Origin of the sequence: Celerinatantimonas diazotrophica (assembly GCF_004339545.1) — a bacterium.
In the GTDB taxonomy this organism is placed as follows: Bacteria; Pseudomonadota; Gammaproteobacteria; order Enterobacterales; family Celerinatantimonadaceae; genus Celerinatantimonas; species Celerinatantimonas diazotrophica.
Map to the genome: position 1 here is coordinate 49,226 of NZ_SMGD01000019.1, position 19,261 is coordinate 68,486.

Here is a 19,261-nt window from a genome sequence, read left to right on the forward strand (position 1 = left end):
TACAATAATTAAATGACAGATATCAGGTTATTTTGCGTTAAATATCATTAATTTTATTGCGAAAAATATAGCTTAAAAAACAATGTATTAACAAATAAATATTAAATTTACTCAATATTTATAACAATAATTATACATTTAATTTAAAAATGCAAAATTATTCGTATCATATTTTGATCAGTAATCACTCCGATAAATCAGCTCAAGACAAGTTCAGATTGGCGCATTGAGTTCAACCAAGGTGAGTGCCGACCGCATGAAATGGACGCTTAAATATAGCGAAATAATTTACTGACAACAGAATCATCAGTGATCCTTGTCACTAATCCATGCTCTTAACCCACGTCAACGTCGATCAAAATCACATTCCTATCGCCACTCTAATGCATCTTATTGCATTGCTATCTATTATCCATCGAAACGTTTCGATGAGATTTTTCAAAACCGTTTCTAAATCCCTCATCGAAATTAAGACAACTGCTTTTAAGGTGGATTTCATGAAAAAAACAGCCCTGCTGAATGCCGAATTATCCCATCTGGTGGCAACACTTGGTCACACCGATGAATATACAGTTTGTGATGCAGGTTTGCCGATTCCTGAGAGTGTTCAACGCATTGATCTAGCGCTTACCCATGGGATCCCAGCGTTTATCGATGTCGTGACAACGCTACTAGCAGAATCACAGATTGAAGGGGTGATCATGGCGGAAGAATTCCCCCAAGTTAGCCCCGAACTACATACCCAGCTGAGGGAACTGTTGCATGCTGAAGAGCGCCGGAGTGCGAAGACGTTCACCATCAGTTACTTGTCCCATGAAGCTTTTAAAATTCGCACTCACCAGAGTCGAGCCATTGTTCGCACCGGAGAATGTACGGGGTTTGCCAACGTCATTTTCCAAGCGGGTGTAGTGTTTTAATAAGATGGCGATAGCGCTTGGGCAGACCCATGCAGCCCCAATTTGAGGAGATGTTATGACTTCGCCTGTATTAGCCTTAAAGGATATTGAGAAATCATTCCCAGGCGTGAAAGCGCTCGATAAGGCAAGCCTCACTGTTTATCCCGGTAAAGTGATGGCTTTAATTGGAGAAAATGGTGCCGGTAAATCGACCCTGATGAAAGTTCTAACGGGCATCTATCAAAAAGATGCAGGGAGCATTGAATATCAAGGTTTGCCTGTCCAATTTAAGGGACCTCGAGAATCACAAATGGCTGGAATCAGCATTATTCATCAAGAATTAAACCTGATCCCAGAACTCACTATTGCTGAGAATATTTTTCTCGGACGCGAAATTGTCTCACCACTGGGGCGTATTTTGTGGAAACAGATGCATCAAGAGGCCGATAAGTTACTCGCGCGTTTGAACATTAAACGAAGTTCTAAAACCCCACTGGGAGAGCTAAGTTTAGGTGAGCAACAAATGGTCGAAATTGCCAAAGCACTTTCGTTTAACTCCAAGGTCATCATCATGGATGAACCGACCGATGCGCTCACCGATACTGAGACCAATTCACTGTTTAAAGTGATCAAAGAGCTGCGTGATAAAGGCACCGGCATTGTTTATATCTCTCATCGGCTCAAAGAGATCTTTGAGATTTGTGACGATATAACCGTGCTGCGTGATGGCAAATTTATCGATCAACGTAAAGTCAGCGATATTGATGAAGAACGATTGATCGAGAAGATGGTCGGGCGGCGACTGGATGAACAGTATCCAAGGGTCGAAGTTCCCAAAGGCGAGGTCTGTTTACAAGTTGAAGGATTATCTGGTGATGGCATCGATAATATCAGCTTTGAACTCCGCCATGGTGAGATTTTAGGCGTCTGCGGTTTGATGGGGGCAGGGCGTACTGAGCTGATGAAGATGATTTACGGCGCGTTAGCGAAAACGCAAGGCACCATCCGTCTTGATGGCAAAGTCATTCAGACCCATACCCCAAAGCATGGGCTCAAAGCAGGGATTGCCTACATCTCGGAAGATCGTAAAGGCGATGGCTTAGTATTGGATCTGTCGGTTAAAGACAACATGTCATTGTGTGCTTTGAAACATGTCAGTAAAGGATTGCAGATCCATCACAGTGAAGAACAGCAGGCAGTGGATAACTTTATTAAATTATTCAACATCAAAACGCCTAAACGGGAGCAAATTATTGGCAACTTATCTGGGGGGAATCAGCAAAAGGTCGCGATAGCCAAAGGGCTCATGACTCGTCCCAAAGTTCTGATCTTAGATGAACCGACCCGAGGCGTGGATGTCGGCGCCAAAAAAGAGATCTACCAACTAATTAACAAATTCAAAACCGAAGGGATGAGCATCATCTTAGTATCGTCAGAGATGCCCGAGGTGCTTGGAATGAGTGACCGTATATTGGTCATGCATGAAGGTCGTCTGAGTGGCGAATTTAACGCCGCTGAGGCAAACCAAGAAAACTTATTAGCCTGTGCCGTGGGTCAAATCAACACCGTTAGCGCAGATGAGACTGATAACGCAGTATGCGAGGAACCAGCATGAGTACCCAAAATCAATCAACATCGGTAAAGACCCAAAAATGGCTCAGTAAAGAGCGGCTGGTTGAACAAAAATCACTGATCGCACTGCTACTATTAGTCGTTGTGGTGTCATTTCTAAACCCAAATTTTTTCACTGTCGACAACTTATTGAACATTCTGCGTCAAACGTCGGTCAATGCCATTATGGCCGTGGGTATGACATTTGTCATTCTGACCGCCGGGATTGACCTGAGTGTTGGCTCGGTACTGGCCCTGTCCGGAGCCTTTGCCGCCAGCTTGATCGCAATGCAAATTCCGGTCGTGGTCGCCGTTCCGACCGCCCTGCTGGCTGGCACGCTGCTCGGTGCACTAAGTGGCGTGATTATCGCTAAAGGCAAGGTGCAAGCATTTATTGCAACGCTGGTCACCATGACATTGCTACGCGGGGTCACCATGGTCTATACCGAAGGCCGACCCATTTCAGTGGGTTTTACAAAAACCGCCGATGCTTTCTCATGGTTTGGTACCGGTTATATTTTTGATATCCCTGTTCCGGTCTGGCTGATGATCATTGTGTTTGCCGGTGCTTGGTATCTGCTGACGCAGACGCGCTTTGGCCGCTATGTTTACGCCCTCGGGGGAAATGAATCTGCTACTCGGTTATCCGGGATCAACGTCGACCGAGTCAAAATGGCCGTCTATGCTATCAGTGGTCTGTTGTCAGCCTTGGCAGGGATAATCGTGACGTCACGATTATCTTCAGCACAACCGACCGCAGGGACCGGTTATGAGTTGGATGCGATCGCAGCGGTTGTGCTCGGTGGCACCAGTCTTATGGGAGGTAAAGGTAAAATCATGGGCACGCTCATTGGCGCCCTGATTATTGGATTCTTGAACAATGCTCTAAACCTGCTTGATGTGTCGTCCTATTTCCAGATGATCGCGAAAGCCGTTGTCATTTTGGCCGCGGTACTGGTGGACAACAAAAACAAGTAAATAACGTGTCTGGTCACAACCAGACCTACCCTACAGAAGGACCATAGTTATGAAAAAACTGGTAACGTTCATCTCAGCGGCGCTAATCAGTTCACTGATGACAGTGACAGCTTACGCCCAACAAAACATTGCAATTGTGCTATCAACTTTGAATAACCCATTCTTTGTGAGTATGAAAGATGGGGCTCAAGCCAAAGCGAAAGAGCTAGGTTATAACCTCATTGTACTTGACTCACAAAATGACCCAAGCAAAGAGCTCTCGAATGTTGAGGATCTGACCGTTCGTGGTGTCAAAGCGATTTTGATCAACCCTACGGATTCAGATGCAGTTTCCAATGCGATTCGTCTGGCCAATCGCGCCAAAATTCCAGTCATCACACTGGACCGTGGTGCCAACCATGGTAAAGTCGTCGCGCATATCGCCTCAAACAACGTTGCGGGCGGTGAAATGGCCGGTCGTTTTATCAGAGCTAAAATCGGCCCTACAGCGAAAGTCATTCAGTTAGAAGGGATTGCCGGTACCTCTGCTGCACGCGAACGGGGACAAGGCTTCATGAATATTGTCAAACATTCAAAAATGCAGTTACTGGCAAGCCAGCCAGCTGATTTTGACCGCACCAAGGGTTTGAATGTCATGGAAAACCTGTTGACTGCTCATCCAGATGTCCAGGCTGTGTTTGCCCAAAATGATGAAATGGCATTAGGGGCATTGCGAGCCATTCAAGCTTCTGGTAAAAAAGTTCTAGTGGTCGGATTCGATGGGACCAAAGATGGTATCGCAGCAGTCAAACGCGGCGCACTAGGGGCAACGATTGCACAGCAGCCAGCACTGATTGGCGCACTGGGTGTAATCACCGCTGACCGAGTCTTAAAAGGCGAAAAAGTATCAAAATCAATTCCAGTTCCACTGAAACTTATTGAATAATTCAGTTCAATAGCAGGCTGTCTCAACACAGAGGCAGCCTTTACCTCTTATATTCCATCATCAGTGAATCGAACTTTCGCCAAGGTAAAATTATATGAATAAATTAGTAGTCTTAGGTAGTGTTAACGCGGATCATGTGCTTCAAGTTCCTCGATTCCCAAGGCCCGGAGAAACACTGCATGGTCGTAATTATCAGGTGATTCCAGGTGGTAAAGGCGCCAATCAGGCAGTCGCAGCTGCACGCCTGAATGCTGATATCGGTTTTATTGCCTGTGTCGGAGATGATGCCTTTGGCCTTGATATTCGAGATAGTTTTGCCCGCGATGGGATGAATGTCGAACATGTATGTGTCGAAAAACACTGCCCAACCGGGATCGCGATCATTCAAGTATCTGATGAAGGTGAAAATACGATCTGTATCTCAGCTGAAGCGAATGCTCATCTGGATGAGCCGCGGGTCAGCACTTACCAGCAGTCGATCCAACAGGCTGATTATCTGCTCATGCAGTTAGAAACGCCCCTTGAAGGTGTGACTAAAGCGGCAGAACTGGCTAAACAGGCAGGAACCCCCGTGATCCTCAATCCAGCTCCCGCCCAAGAACTCCCCCGTGAGCTGCTCGCCAATATCGACATCATTACCCCCAATGAAACCGAAGCCGAAGTATTAACAGGGATAGCCGTAACCGATGAATCCTCCGCTGAACAAGCTGCGAAAGTTTTACATGATTTAGGAATTAAAGTCGTCATGATTACACTCGGCGCACGTGGGGTTTGGGTCAGTGAAAATAATCAGGGTCAACTGATTGCCGGCTTTCGCGTCGATGCGGTAGATACGACCGCAGCAGGTGATACGTTTAATGGTGCCTTTGTGACTGGACTTTTAGAAGGGATGTCACTAGAGACCGCGATTCGATTTGCACATGCTGCAGCGGCTATTTCAGTCACTCGCTTTGGTGCACAAACCTCTATACCCTATCGTCGTGAAGTGGATGAGTTTCTGCACGCTTAGATCTAAATAAAGGAGTGGGGATCATGGCTACTATGAAAGATATTGCTCGACTTGCGGGTGTCTCAACATCAACGGTCAGTCATGTCATTAACCAAACCCGGTTTGTCAGCGAAGAGATCGCAACCCGTGTCAATACGGCTGCTCAAGAGCTTCATTATACCCCTTCTGCCCTCGCGCGAAGTCTAAAAATGAACCGGACTAAAACACTCGGGATGTTGGTCACAACCTCGATGAATCCCTTCTTTGGGGAGGTTGTCAAAGGCGTTGAGCGCAGTTGTTATAATCAAGGCTATAACCTGATCCTCTGTAATACCGAAGGCGACAATGAACGAATGCGGACCTCCATCGACACTCTGTTGCAAAAACGCGTGGATGGACTCATGTTGATGTGCGCCGCGGTCGCAGGAGAGACATTAACCGAGTTTGAGCGCTATCCAGATATCCCCGTCGTGGTGATGGACTGGGGACCAACGGTTGCCACCAGCACCGATAAAATCCTAGATAACTCATTTAGCGGTGGTTTTATGGCCGCACAGTATCTCATCGACTGTGGCCACCGTCAGATCGGCTGTGTCACCGGTCCGCTCTCGCAATATCAAGCCCTGAATCGTTATCAGGGATTCCAAAAAGCACTCAAAGAAGCCGGGATTGCAGAAAATCCGGCATGGACAATTGAGTCAGACTTTGAATGTGAAGGCGGATATGCCGCATTTAACCAGCTTGCAGCGACAGGCACATTGCCAACGGCCTTATTCGCAGGTAACGACATGATGGCTATGGGGATGATCAGTGCGGCCAATGAACTCGGCATAAAAATTCCCGAACAACTCTCACTGATTGGCTATGATGATATTCGCATTGCCCAATTTATGACGCCCCCGCTGACCACTATCCACCAACCTAAATATCGTTTGGGGAAAGCAGCCGTTGAAGCCCTCTTGCTCAAATTACAAAATCCACAGAGCGAACCACAAATCATTCAATTGGAACCCACACTCGTCATACGCGAAAGCGTTATTGAGCAGCAATAATAGGATTTTTCTATTAATGGACCCGCTTAACTGACCGATTTTGATCCCTGGAAAGCGTCCCACCCAGGCCAATAGATTTAAATGCAGACATTGCCATAAAGGCAAACGTATCACCCGGCAAAGTGTGTATCATTCAGCTTTTATCACCCCAGATAGATCAATATTACACTTAAGTCCCCCAATGTGAGAGAACCTTGAATAGATGGTAGCTGTATCAAAAATACAATATAGCGCCATTTGTTATCCCTGCTCGTTAATCAGCTTTATCTATCAAATAAATTGCTAAACTGTATTATCCAACTGCTATTTTATTCAGTAAAGTTATGCTTAAAAGAATCATTTAACGATAACTGTGCCTCTTACTTAAGCAAATGAGAAACCGTCATCAACCATTACTAATTATCAAAGGGAACAACCCATGACGCAGCAATCGAACACGCCCAAAGGACAATGTCCTATTATGCATGGTAGCCTGACGTCGCCTAACATGGCGAAAGAGTGGTGGCCGAAAACCCTCAATTTAGACATCTTGCATCAGCATGACCGCAAAACCAATCCACTCGATGAAGATTTTGATTATCGAGAAAAAGTGAAGCAACTCGATGTAGAGGCGCTCAAAGCAGACCTCAAAGCATTAATGACCGATAGCCAAGCTTGGTGGCCAGCTGACTGGGGGCATTATGGCGGTTTAATGATTCGCATGGCATGGCACTCTGCCGGTACTTATCGCACCGCCGATGGTCGCGGAGGCGCCTCAACCGGGAATCAACGTTTTGCCCCGATTAATTCATGGCCTGATAATGGGAACCTAGATAAAGCCCGCCGGTTACTCTGGCCAATTAAGAAAAAATACGGCAATTCAATTAGCTGGGCCGATTTAATTATTCTAGCCGGCAATATGGCATATGAGTCGATGGGGTTAAAAACGTTCGGTTTTGCATTCGGCCGCGAGGATATTTGGCATCCAGAAAAAGACACCTATTGGGGTTCTGAAACTGAATGGCTCGCAACCAGTGACACCAAGCACTCTCGCTACAGCGGCGAACGTGATCTTGAAAATCCACTGGCTGCGGTGATGATGGGGCTGATTTACGTTAACCCTGAAGGGGTGGATGGCAATCCCGATCCGCTTAAAACTGCAGAAGATATGCGAGTCACTTTTGCCCGTATGGCTATGAATGATGAAGAAACGGTCGCCTTAACCGCCGGCGGTCATACCGTTGGTAAAACACATGGAAATGGCGATGCCAGTGAATTATCAGCAGAGCCAGAAGGTGCTGAAATTGAAGAGCAAGGACTCGGTTGGGTCAATCATAAATCACGCGGAATTGGCCGGAATACGGTGACCAGCGGGATTGAAGGAGCCTGGACGACGAATCCAACGCAATGGGATAACGGATTTTTTGAACTGTTGTTTAAATATGAATGGGAATTGAAAAAAAGCCCAGCAGGCGCATGGCAATGGGAACCGATTGATATTGCCGAAGAAGATAAACCCGTTGATGTCGAAGACCCATCGATTCGCCATAACCCAATTATGACCGATGCCGATATGGCATTAAAAATGGATCCCGCTTATCGCAAAATCGCCGAACGTTATGCTCGCGATCCGGCTTTATTCGCAGATGCCTTTTCTCGTGCGTGGTTTAAACTAACTCACCGCGATTTGGGACCAAAAGAACGCTATATTGGCCCGGATGTTCCGCAAGAAGACCTGATTTGGCAAGATCCCATTCCAGCTGGGAATGCCGATTACGATGTGGACGCTGTCAAAACCAAGATTGCAGCCAGTGGCTTAACCACCGCTGAGCTGATAGCTACAGCTTGGGATAGTGCCAGAACATTCCGTCAATCAGATTATCGCGGCGGGGCCAATGGTGCGCGTATTCGTCTTGCCCCACAGAATACTTGGGCGGGTAATGAGCCAGAGCGATTAAATAAAGTTCTATCGGCATTAGAACCCATCGCCAACAGCTTTGGAATTAGCGTCGCCGATGCGATTGTACTCGGGGGGAATGTTGGTCTTGAGCTGGCGATTAACGCGACAGGATTGTCACTGACCGTGCCTTTCACACCCGGCCGCGGCGATGCAACCCAAGAGATGACCGATGTTGAATCGTTCGACGTTCTCGAACCACTAGCAGATGGTTTCCGTAACTGGCAAAAAGAGCACTATAGCGTCAAACCTGAAGAATTGTTGCTCGATCGCGCTCAGTTAATGGGACTAACAGCCCCAGAAATGACTGTACTACTTGGTGGTTTGCGTGTTCTTGGCGTAAACCATGGGAATAGTCAGCATGGCGTCTTTACCGATCATGTCGGAGCACTCACAAATGACTTTTTTGTCAATCTAACCGACATGGCGAACAGCTGGGTTCCCACAGGTCGCAATAGCTACGATATCTGTGATCGAGAAAGCGGTGATGTGAAATGGACTGCGACTCGAGTGGACTTAGTGTTTGGTTCAAATTCTATCTTGAGAAACTACGCTGAGTTTTATGCTCAAGATGATAACAAAGAGAAAATGGCGCGTGATTTCGTCGCGGCCTGGACCAAAGTGATGAACTCAGATCGATACGACGTTTAACTGAATCACTCATAATCGGAAAAGCTGGCGAAAATCTTCGCCAGCTTTTTTATGCATCCGCTCCGCTAGCCTCAGTTCTAATCACTAAGCCAACATCCATAATATGTTGATGCCCCCACTTTAGAGTCATACACGAATCTATCAGTCCAAAGTGATCCGAAGACACAGAAATAATAGTTTTCCTACTGCACCAAATGCAATACGAAAAGCGACTGTCACATAGAACTTGGTCAACACCAAAAGCAACGCTCAGTGAGCGATCTCGGCCCTTCAAAGGCAACATCGAGACAGCAACTAGATAAAAAATTTAATTCATTTATTCACAGTCTTTAGGGAGAGCGAGCTCTCCCTATTTTACCGCCGTATCATTGCTTCGCGGCTGGCCACAATGAGGGCGAATGAAACGCCCGATCCAGCTCATCGCTAAACCAACGCCCGTTCAAAACGGTATGAATCAGCTCCATTTTGGTAGCCTGAGGCAGGCTGTGATCTTGCTTCATCGCCGCAATGAGTTCTTTCTCATTATAAGTTTTAGCAGACATCGTCATCACAGCCTTGTACTGGTTGGCATTTAGGATCATCAAAGACTGCCCTTGTTGTTGATGCTGTGGGCTCCAACGTAACCACTTAGGTTGCTGGGCAGCGCGGTTAGGATTGCCATGGCGAATAAATGCGGCTAAATATTGCCGAAAATGCGCGGATAAATCCAATGCGCCGGCTCGCTGAAATGCCTTGCCGAGTAGCTTCTGGTTCCAGTGGTGATCCAGCAATGGCATAAATACACCATGAAATGCCCCTAACAGCGACATTGTCGCCCCTGGAGTGACATAATTATTACGTCCTAAAGCCACCTCAGTCCCATAAATAGGTGCTGGATAATGGGGATACATCCGTTCTGCCGAACGTTGCACATTAAACAAACTATAAAGCTGCCCGCCATAATGATAGACAAAGCGATACTGCTGCAGTAGTGAAGGCGTTTTGAGTAACGTACCATCATGCCAAGCTTTGGCAAAATGAGGATCACCTAAAGCAAAGAACGAGAACTCAGTTTGTCCACTGAGCATGATCACTGGCACAGCGTTGTAATGGGTCGTTTTAAACCCCTTTTTAGGTAATACGTAACCATCTCGATAAAGATGGGGGAAGGCACTCATGCGGATCCCGGCGTTGGTCATCAATGCGGCCAGCCTAGAGGCGGGAAGTTTCATGAGGTATTTTCGTACCGCTTGATCCCCCTGAGCTAACCAAGTCTTAGCCGCAGCCAGATCGGGTTTCATCTTATCCTTAACCACCAACGGTGCCAGCGCATTGATAAAGATCTTTTGACTCGCCGCTACTGGAGCAGTCGTCATCCCACCACTAAATACGATCGCTCGCTGGAATGCGCCTTTAAATAACGGTGAAATCAACATCGCCATGACATCTCGTCCACCGGCGGAAAATCCAGCTACGGTCACCTGCGAAGGATCGCCACCGAAGGCCTTAATATGTTGATGAACCCATTTTAAAGCCGTGCGTTGATCTAACAGTCCAAAATTACCTGACGCCTGAGCCGGGTTGGATGTTTTGATGGCTTTAAGAGGATTAAATCCGAGAACACCGAGACGGTAGTTAATCTGCACCACAACTGCATTCAGTGCTTTAGCAAGTTCAGTCGGGTCAAACTCATGCGCTTTCCCCCCTTGATTATTCCCGCCGTGCACATAAACCAGCACTGGCAATGCATGTGAATGAGTCGCCGGTCGATAAATATCCAGATTCAAACAGTTTTCCTGACCAATATACTGGTCATTGTGATACTGCGGACAAATGGCTCCTTCATGAGTGGCATTAAACGTGCCCGCAGGCAGCTTATCCAACTGAGCCACCTGCCAGCGGCGCCCCCCAACAGGTGCTTTTGCATAGGGTATTCCTAAAAAGGACTCAACGGCATGTTCGCTTTGCCCGGTGACATGGACTCCATCTGACAAGGTCACTTGTGGCGCAGCTATTGCTAAGCTGCTCACTAACCCCAAAGCCCCAATGAGCGCTCGCTTAAATAAATAAGAGTGCATTAATGTGCTCCTTTGACATAAGTCTGAATATTTACCCTTGTTAATTTGTTAGCCGCTAGCGAATGAAATAGAGGCCAGCTAAACCTAGCTTATTTTTGAATATACCAAACGACTTATCCCCCATTGGAAGTGCTGTGAATATCGGTGGATTAAAGACCTTGCTGACGATAAAAACGTTGCTTCATTGCTACCTTCACTTGCTTAGGTGTTGCTCGCTCTTTCATCAATTCAAATATCCCAACCATTCGAGGAATGGTGTGAGTAAAATAAGTCTTATATCCATCACAAAAATAGTTTCGATTCGGTCGACCATCACTGGATAATTCAAACCGATGCTTAGGGCACCCACCATGGCAGGCCTGGCGCACTTCACAGTCCACACAATCACAACTGATATTTGATAATTTATTCTCACCAAACAAAATATTCTGTGATGAATTGACTAAGTCGGAGAGCTCATCATCATTAATATTGCCGAGTTGATGTTCTGGATATACAAAATGATCGCACGAATACACATCACCATTGGCTTCAACAGTCAAGTCACCACCGCAAGTTTTACTAAAAATACAAGCCCCTGGGCGACCAATCATCTGGGCCATCGTTTGCTCAAAATTCATCACAAACACTCGCCCAAAATCATGCTGAACCCAGTAGTCAAAAATAGTATTCAAAAATTTGCCATATGCTTTCGCGGGGACAGACCATTGTGTCACTTCACATTGCCCCTCAAATGTCGGTTGAATCAGCGTTAAACCATTTTCATCTGGCTCATTCGCTCGACGTTCAACCAGAGGGATAAACTGCATATAACGACTACCAATGCGCTTTAAGAAGTTATACACATCCATAGGACGACGGACATTTTCCGCATTTACAACCGTTAAGGTATTAAACTCAACCTTGTATTTCTTTAACCACTCAAGCCCTTTTAAAACTTGATCAAACGTACTCTTTCCCGAACGAGTATGCCGATAGGTATCATTACTAATCCGATCACCGTCTATCGAGACCCCCACTAAAAATTCATGCTCTTTTAAAAATTTCGCCCACTCTTCATCAATCCGAGTCGCATTGGTCTGGAAAAAGTTCTGCACCTTTTTAGAACCGCGATATTGCTCCTGAAGGGCCAAAGCTTTCTGATAAAATTCGATGCCTAACAGAGTCGGCTCTCCCCCCTGCCAGATAAAATCAACGATATTTGCTTTCTGGGACTCAATCTGTTGACGAACATAACTCTCTAGCGTCTTCTCATCCATCTTCCAATGGCTTTTACGCTCTGGGTAAAGCTTCTCTTTTTCCAGGTAAAAGCAATATTCACAATCAATATTGCATACTGAGCCACTGGGCTTAGCAATCATCTGAAAATTTTTAATCTCTTTCACTTCTGCACTCCTCCACAGTTGAGTACTTTTGGAGAAAATCAATTTCTTGAAGGCACAAAAAAACCTGATAAGTGCTTTCAGAATGAAAGCACTTATCAGGTTTTGCCTGTATCAATACAGTTACAATCCTAGTTAATTTAATACTACTAGGGAGTAATCTATCCAAGCAACAGGTAGACTTAGAAAATGTGATACACCCCTTATCTGTTATCTATAGAAGCAACCTTCGCGACTCGTCAATGAACAAGCCATAGTCAAGCTATGGCTTGTTAAGATAACTGTCAATTAGTCATTCAGACCATCTGACATATGGTTGAACTTATACAATACCGGATTAGGCTTAATAATTGGTGGATTGCTATATTTTCTTGCCTCTTTCCACCATAATTTTTTCATCTCCTTCAATTTTTCAGGATATTTTTTAGCTAAGTCAGTCGACTCAGAAAAGTCTTTTTCAGTATTAAAGAGCTGCCATTGATCTTCAGAGAATGGGGCACCTAAACGATGCATTGCTACAGCACGCCACTTGCCATCTGTGATCGCCCGATCACCACGAAGAGAAAAGAACTGAACTGAACGCGTTTTAGCATTCTTATCTTCAAAGGTTTTCAAAAATGAACGGCCAGCCACTGGAATTTGCTTAACACCGTCCACTTTTTTGGCAAATTTGGTTCCAGCTGCATCTAACATAGTTGGCGCCAAATCCACGACATTGACATACTGATCTCGAACCGAACCTGGCGACTTAATATGACCCGGCCAAGACACGATCAGTGGCGTACGAACCCCACCCAAATATGGCCATAATTTATAACGACGGAATGGAGTATCGTCAGCATAGGCCCAAGGACGCTGATACAACATGTACGTTTTCGGTCCACCAGCTTCATCTAAATGGGCATCCATTTGAGCAACAGTCGTCCGATCACCATAGGCTGTTCTAAAGCCACCGTTCGGTCCACCTTCAGAAGCTGCCCCATTATCAGTGATTAACATAATTAGAGTATTTTTATATTGATGGGTTTTCTTCAGATATTTAATTAAACGGCCAATTTGCTCATCTGTTTGTGTCATAAATCCAGCATAAGTCGCCATAAACCGGGCAAATACTCGTTTATGCTGTGCATCTAAAGAATTCCATGCCGCATCCCCCTTCCCTCGAGGAGGCAAAACAGTGTTTTGAGGAATAATCCCTAGCTGTTTTTGACGGATAAAACGCTCTTGACGCAGTTTATCCCATCCAATTGCATATTTACCTTTATATTCATCAATATAAGATTTAGAAACTTGCAAAGGCGCATGTGTCGCCCCCAAAGCTAAATAGAGAAACTTAGGTTTCTTACTATCAGGTTTCATCAGATTAATCGCATGATCAACCAAATCAACTGACAAATCATACTTAGGATCTTGGGGGGTTGGTAACTTGTGGTTATCTTCAATCAATAGCGGATGATATTGATCAGTATGACCACTGATAAATCCATAATAATAGTTAAAACCACGCTGCAGAGGCCAAAATGCTTTGTTCCGCTTCACGTTGTCGACATATTCAGGTGCTAAGTGCCACTTTCCTAGTGCATAGGTTGAATAACCAGAAGCTTGGAAGGCCTGAGCGACATTTTCGGCATTCGTAGGAATTTCACCGCTAGTTGCAGGCCCCGAACCTAACGGAACACTATTAGCAGGTGCTTTCGAACGAGTAATCTTCATGCCACCATTTGGACCTGGTTTGATAACGATTTTAGGTGGAAGATCTTCCATATTAACCGTTTGAGGATTACGCCCAGTAATTAATGCCGCTCTGGTTGGCGCACTAATGGCTGCTGAATCAAACCGGTTATACCGAAGTCCAGAATAAGCTAGCTGGTCAATGTTAGGCGTTTCGATTTCGGAACCAAAGGCACCTAATGAGGCGAACCCTGCATCATCAATAACGATCATGATAACATTGGGCTTTTTAGCATGATTCCCCGTCGCTTTTGTATGCGAACCAGCCGCTAAAGCAGGCATAGCTAAGCAAGAGACGAGTGCTCCAGTTCCAAGCAATTTCAATAGATACTTCTTAGAAAAAGTATTTATTTTAGGCAGCATTCCGCTCATTTCAGACTCTGACACAGTACTTAATGACTGCCTCTTATTCCTAATATTATTAGTTATGAAATTTCTATCCATAACGTATCCCTCTCAATATTAATAATGACTATGATATTTTCTATCTATAGCCATGGGTACAAAGATAATTGTATTGAATTAAATAACCCTATGTATAAGTTAAATAATTTAATAACACTAAGCTTCCACCCGTATTGCATGGCCCAAATATAAACTCTTTCTCACCACACCAAGGTAAAAACTATCAATATACATATTCCATTTCTTTTCATTTTAGTGGCAATTGATTAATATACAATTCACTCAATTAACAATAAATCAAAAATCCCACTGAGCTTCCAGTCTGATATTATCATCAGTTCTTTGCTCCCAAGTATAAGATAACCACGCTCTTAAATTAGGAGAACCAAACCAATACTCAACTTGGGGGGTTACACTAAATTTACCGAGCTCATCCCATGTGTTATATAAAACATATGCAAAACCATCAGCATTTTTTGGGAAACGCTCTATCCCAACAGTTCCTGAAAATCCTAAACCTCCTTTAGCATATCCCTGACTCAGTATTTGTTCATAGCTTTCACTATTATCCCGTCGTGAATATGCAAATTCACTCACGAGTCTATATTGCATATTGTAGTTATAGAAACTAGATATTGCGTAGGTGAATAACCTTGGATCTGTTCTTGCGTATGGAGTGTCACTATTAGAAGTATGACCAGCTTTGGTTTTATTTATATCGACATTACCTATAATAGGTTTATTTTGAGCAAACACTGCTGGCTGTCCATTATGAATGGACATATAAAGACCGTAAGTATTAGGTTTAATTTGATAAATATCAGTTTGCTGATAACCGATATCTGCCCCCCAAATGTGTGAGTTGCGGTCATAACTGGCAGCCAAAAATAATCCATTATCCATAAATTTTTTATATAAGAACTTGCCGGAATCTTTTCCTGCTGCTTCAGCCTGTGTATCATAAAGCCCTTGAGACCCCATATCTACAGTAAAAAATGACCAAGTTGTTGTATGCTTACCAAACATAAATGCACCTAAGGTGTCATTCTCAAACCCTATCCTCATCTGCTCCCATTTGGTGGTTTCATTAAAGTCATCAAATTTATTAACTACAGTTCCATCTTTAACATTATAGTTTTCAATAGCTCTAAACCATAAATCTCCAATAATCCCCCAATGATCTGAAATATATTTCTTCCCCCTTAGCCTAGAATTGAATTGAATATAATCAGAATTATTATCTTTATAATATCTATTACCTCCTTTAATACGGAAAGTAGCGTACCACCTAGATTTGTCTTTTGTATTTGTTATAGATGGAACAGTGCTCCCAAGATTATCATTAAGGTAGTTACCTACTACATCTGACTGCTGTTTATAAATTTGACCAAATGCACTGCTACTTCCTACTAATAACAGCAATGCTAATGAATTAATATAACTTCTTCGTGATAAATTGCTCATAAAAATTCCTTTTAAATTATTAAATTCCAAATTTATTTTATATCCCAGTCATAACCATTTAAGTCGACATACATTTTTGCTAAATCGGCACATCCAGCAATCAAGGCTAACGGCATCATTCCTGCCGTTAACATGACTCCGAAAATAACACTGGCAGCCCTACTTTTTTGCATTCATAATGATGGTCCTTCATCATAGCCACAATAAATGTGGCTATATCCTTAATCTTTTTTTTGGCTTTTAATAAAATTTTGGTACCAATAAAAACTTTTTTTACGTTTACGCTCTAACGTGCCATTGCCATCATCATCACGATCCACATAAATAAAGCCATAGCGTTTCGACATTTGGGCTGTAGATGCACTGACTAGATCAATCGGTCCCCAACTGGTATATCCCATCACATCAACGCCATCTTGAATCGCTTCACCAATTTGATGGATATGAGCACTTAAATAATCGATACGGTAGTCATCCTCAATCTCCCCTTTTTCATTGGGAACATCTTTAGCACCTAAGCCATTTTCCACCACAAACAAAGGTTTTTGGTACCGATCCCAAAGCATATTAAGTAGGATCCGCAGCCCTTTAGGATCGATCTGCCAGCCCCATTCAGACGACTCTAAATAAGGGTTAACAATCATCCGCAGCATATTGCCCTGAGCCTGTTGCTGCTGATTTGGATCGGCACTGGCACAGCCTGTCATGTAATAACTAAATGAGATGAAATCGACCGTCTCTTTTAAGGCTTCCCGATCATCGGCACTGATATCAAGATTGACCCCCAGTTCGGCAAACTTACGACGCATATAGCTAGGGTAATAACCACGAGCCTGTACATCCCCAAAGAACAACCAATCATGATTCTGTGCTTGCGCTTTTTGCACGTCATCTGGATTACAGGTAAACGGATAGATCAACGCCCCTAGCATCATATTGCCGATTTGTGCATCTGGAATAAGTTCATGACAGGCTTTAACAGCCTTAGCACTGGCCACCAGCTGATGGTGAATGGCCTGATAGCGTGTTTGTTCCGAGCAATCTCTTGGCAAACCTGAACCGGTGAAAGGTTCATGCAACGTCACGTTAATCTCATTAAAGGTCAGCCAATGCTTCACTTTTTTGCCATAACGAGAAAAAACAGTCTTGGCATACCGCTCGAAGAAGCCAATGACCTCCCGACTAGCCCAACCCTGATAATTTTTGGCCAAATGATAGGGCATTTCATAGTGAGACAAAGTAACCAGCGGAGTAATATTATATTTAGCCAGCTCATCGAAGATTTTGTCGTAATAGGCCAGACCTGCTTGATTAGGCTGCTCATCATCACCATTGGGGAAAATTCGACTCCAGGCAATGGATAGTCGCAAGCAGCTAAAGCCCATTTCAGCAAACAATGCGATATCCTGTGGATAGCGATGATAAAAATCGATGGCGATATCTTTAATATTAAAGTCGCCATCTTGGCGTTCCACTATTTCATTAAAAGCGCCATTTGGGCAAACATCTGAAGTTGAAAGCCCTTTGCCATCGCTCAGATGACTCCCTTCAACTTGGTTCGCGGCAATTGCACCACCCCATAGAAATGATTCTGGAAAACGAAAACTCATTTTTACTCCTTCATTTTGTACAAAATGTTCAGCGACTCTCTATCAAATAGAGAGCCATACCTATTTATGATTTAGCGACATCTCCAGAGGCAGAAGTAGCAACCACTGCACTGGGGTCGTTGTTAGCTTGAACAGCAGGCTCTCTTTTCAACCCAAACAAGAAAGTCAGCGTTGCAGCAACCACGATAGCAATCACCGATGCAATCACTGCGGCCCAGACACTGGCATTCATCCCTGTTGGAGGGATCAACTGTGGAAAAGTTAAAATACTGGGTAACCCGAATGAATAGATGTGGGTCTGATAAAAACCAATAATCGCAGCCCCAATTGCGCCACCAATGCAACCGAAGATGAAAGGCCGTTTATGAGGTAAGTTAATCCCATAGATGGCCGGCTCGGTAATGCCGAAAAGCCCCGATAAAAAGCAAGAACCAGCCAAGGTTTTCAGTTTACTATCCCGGGTGCGCAGGAAGATCCCCAAAGCGGCCCCCGCTTGAGCAAGAACAGCTGGAATCAGTAGCGGCATCATGCTGTCTGAACCCAACACGCTTAAGTTGTTGATGATAATCGGGACAAATCCCCAGTGCAGACCAAAAATCACTAAGATCTGCCAACAAGCGCCCATCACCAGACCCGCAACAACCGGACTCACTCCGTAGATCAACTCATAAGCATGAGCCAACAATTGACTGAGCCATGTCGCCACTGGGCCGATCGCCAAAAATGTCAGTGGCACCACCACAATGATGCACAATAATGGGGTGAAGAAATTTCTGACAGAGCTGTGTAACAGACGATTGAATAAGCGTTCGAGCCGACTACTCACCCAGCTTGAGAAGATAATCGGGATCACCGAAGAGGTATAATTCATTAAAATGACCGGGATCCCTAAAAATAACATAGGCGCCGCATCCGGAGCCTGAGACGCATGAAAAGCAGCCGTCATAGCCGGATAAACCAGAGCACCACCAATCACCATGGTCACAAATGGATTACCACCAAACTTCACACCGGCGGTATACCCCAAAATAATCGGGAAAAAGTAAAACAGCGCATCGCTACCGGCAAATAAAATTTTATAAGTGCCAGTATCAGTGGCAAGCCAGCCGCAAGCGACCAATAGAGCCAACAGCCCTTTTAAAATACCGGAAGCAGCCATAATTCCGAGTAACGGGGTAAAAATCCCAGAAATAATGTCGATAAAACGAGCCAATATGCTGTCATGGCTTGATTGTTCGGCTGCATTGGAGGTCTCACCTATATTGCCTGCTTCTAAATTTTGCAGTGCGGCAAAAACATCGCCAACGTGGTTGCCAATAACAACCTGAAACTGCCCGCCACTTTCAACCACCGTAATCACTCCAGGATTGGCTTTTAACGCATCCCGATTGGTCTTCTCGTGGTCTTTTAACTTAAATCGTAGTCGTGTAGCGCAATGGATCAGACTGACTATATTTTCAGACCCGCCCACACCCTCAATGATTTCGGCAGCCAACTCTTCATACGCCATATAGCTTTACCCCTAATTGATTAATATACATACAGAATTAACTGGACCAATGAAACTCAATGCAA

At 44.5% G+C, this 19,261-nt stretch carries 13 protein-coding genes and 1 pseudogene; 7 read left to right on the forward strand and 7 right to left on the reverse strand.

Annotation, left to right across the window (positions count from 1 at the left end; genetic code table 11):
* The first annotated feature begins 497 nt into the window (after window positions 1-497).
* From rbsD to katG, 7 genes are all read left to right on the forward strand, one after another.
* Complete coding sequence (gene rbsD / locus EV690_RS17655; RefSeq protein WP_131914351.1) at window positions 498-917, forward strand: D-ribose pyranase; 420 nt, start codon at window positions 498-500, stop codon at window positions 915-917.
* Window positions 918-972: 55 nt separating this feature from the next.
* Window positions 973-2,511: a ribose ABC transporter ATP-binding protein RbsA gene (rbsA, locus tag EV690_RS17660; RefSeq protein WP_131914352.1), complete on the forward strand. Its 1,539-nt coding sequence runs from the start codon at window positions 973-975 to the stop codon at window positions 2,509-2,511.
* The gene (rbsC, locus tag EV690_RS17665; protein ID WP_131914452.1) at window positions 2,508-3,485 is read left to right on the forward strand and encodes a ribose ABC transporter permease; all 978 of its coding nucleotides are present in this window, start codon (window positions 2,508-2,510) and stop codon (window positions 3,483-3,485) included. The genes rbsA and rbsC overlap by 4 nt, the downstream gene beginning before the upstream one ends.
* Window positions 3,486-3,534: 49 nt before the next feature.
* Entirely contained in the window at window positions 3,535-4,410 is an 876-nt protein-coding gene (gene rbsB, locus EV690_RS17670; RefSeq protein WP_131914353.1) for a ribose ABC transporter substrate-binding protein RbsB, read from the forward strand.
* 94 nt (window positions 4,411-4,504) lie between these two features.
* Window positions 4,505-5,419, forward strand: coding sequence for a ribokinase (rbsK, locus tag EV690_RS17675; RefSeq protein ID WP_131914354.1), 915 nt, complete (start codon window positions 4,505-4,507; stop codon window positions 5,417-5,419).
* A gap of 23 nt (window positions 5,420-5,442) precedes the next feature.
* Window positions 5,443-6,450, forward strand: a complete 1,008-nt coding sequence (locus EV690_RS17680; protein WP_131914355.1) for a substrate-binding domain-containing protein — start codon at window positions 5,443-5,445, stop codon at window positions 6,448-6,450.
* A 418-nt stretch (window positions 6,451-6,868) separates the two neighbouring features.
* Complete coding sequence (katG, locus tag EV690_RS17685; RefSeq protein ID WP_131914356.1) at window positions 6,869-9,037, forward strand: catalase/peroxidase HPI; 2,169 nt, start codon at window positions 6,869-6,871, stop codon at window positions 9,035-9,037.
* A 365-nt stretch (window positions 9,038-9,402) separates the two neighbouring features.
* Here katG and EV690_RS17690 read toward each other — a convergent pair whose 3' ends face one another.
* The 7 genes and pseudogenes from EV690_RS17690 to EV690_RS17715 all read right to left on the reverse strand — a co-directional run.
* Window positions 9,403-11,094: a carboxylesterase family protein gene (locus EV690_RS17690; protein ID WP_131914357.1), complete on the reverse strand. Its 1,692-nt coding sequence runs from the start codon at window positions 11,092-11,094 to the stop codon at window positions 9,403-9,405.
* A 149-nt stretch (window positions 11,095-11,243) separates the two neighbouring features.
* On the reverse strand, window positions 11,244-12,455 hold the full coding sequence (locus EV690_RS17695) for an anaerobic sulfatase maturase (RefSeq protein WP_131914453.1): 1,212 nt from the start codon (window positions 12,453-12,455) through the stop codon (window positions 11,244-11,246).
* Window positions 12,456-12,764: 309 nt separating this feature from the next.
* A complete protein-coding gene (locus EV690_RS17700; protein ID WP_224054965.1) occupies window positions 12,765-14,570 on the reverse strand; it encodes an arylsulfatase in 1,806 nt (601 codons plus the stop codon).
* Between the two features lie 339 nt (window positions 14,571-14,909).
* Complete coding sequence (locus tag EV690_RS17705) at window positions 14,910-16,076, reverse strand: hypothetical protein (protein WP_131914359.1); 1,167 nt, start codon at window positions 16,074-16,076, stop codon at window positions 14,910-14,912.
* A gap of 32 nt (window positions 16,077-16,108) precedes the next feature.
* Window positions 16,109-16,249 (reverse strand): hypothetical protein, encoded by a 141-nt coding sequence (locus EV690_RS18295; protein WP_165872810.1) that lies wholly within the window; start codon window positions 16,247-16,249, stop codon window positions 16,109-16,111.
* Between the two features lie 48 nt (window positions 16,250-16,297).
* Window positions 16,298-17,686 (reverse strand): glycoside hydrolase family 1 protein, encoded by a 1,389-nt coding sequence (locus tag EV690_RS17710; RefSeq protein ID WP_131914360.1) that lies wholly within the window; start codon window positions 17,684-17,686, stop codon window positions 16,298-16,300.
* Between the two features lie 76 nt (window positions 17,687-17,762).
* Window positions 17,763-19,196, reverse strand: a pseudogene (locus EV690_RS17715) (PTS transporter subunit EIIC); the annotation flags it as partial.
* Window positions 19,197-19,261: the final 65 nt, after the last annotated feature.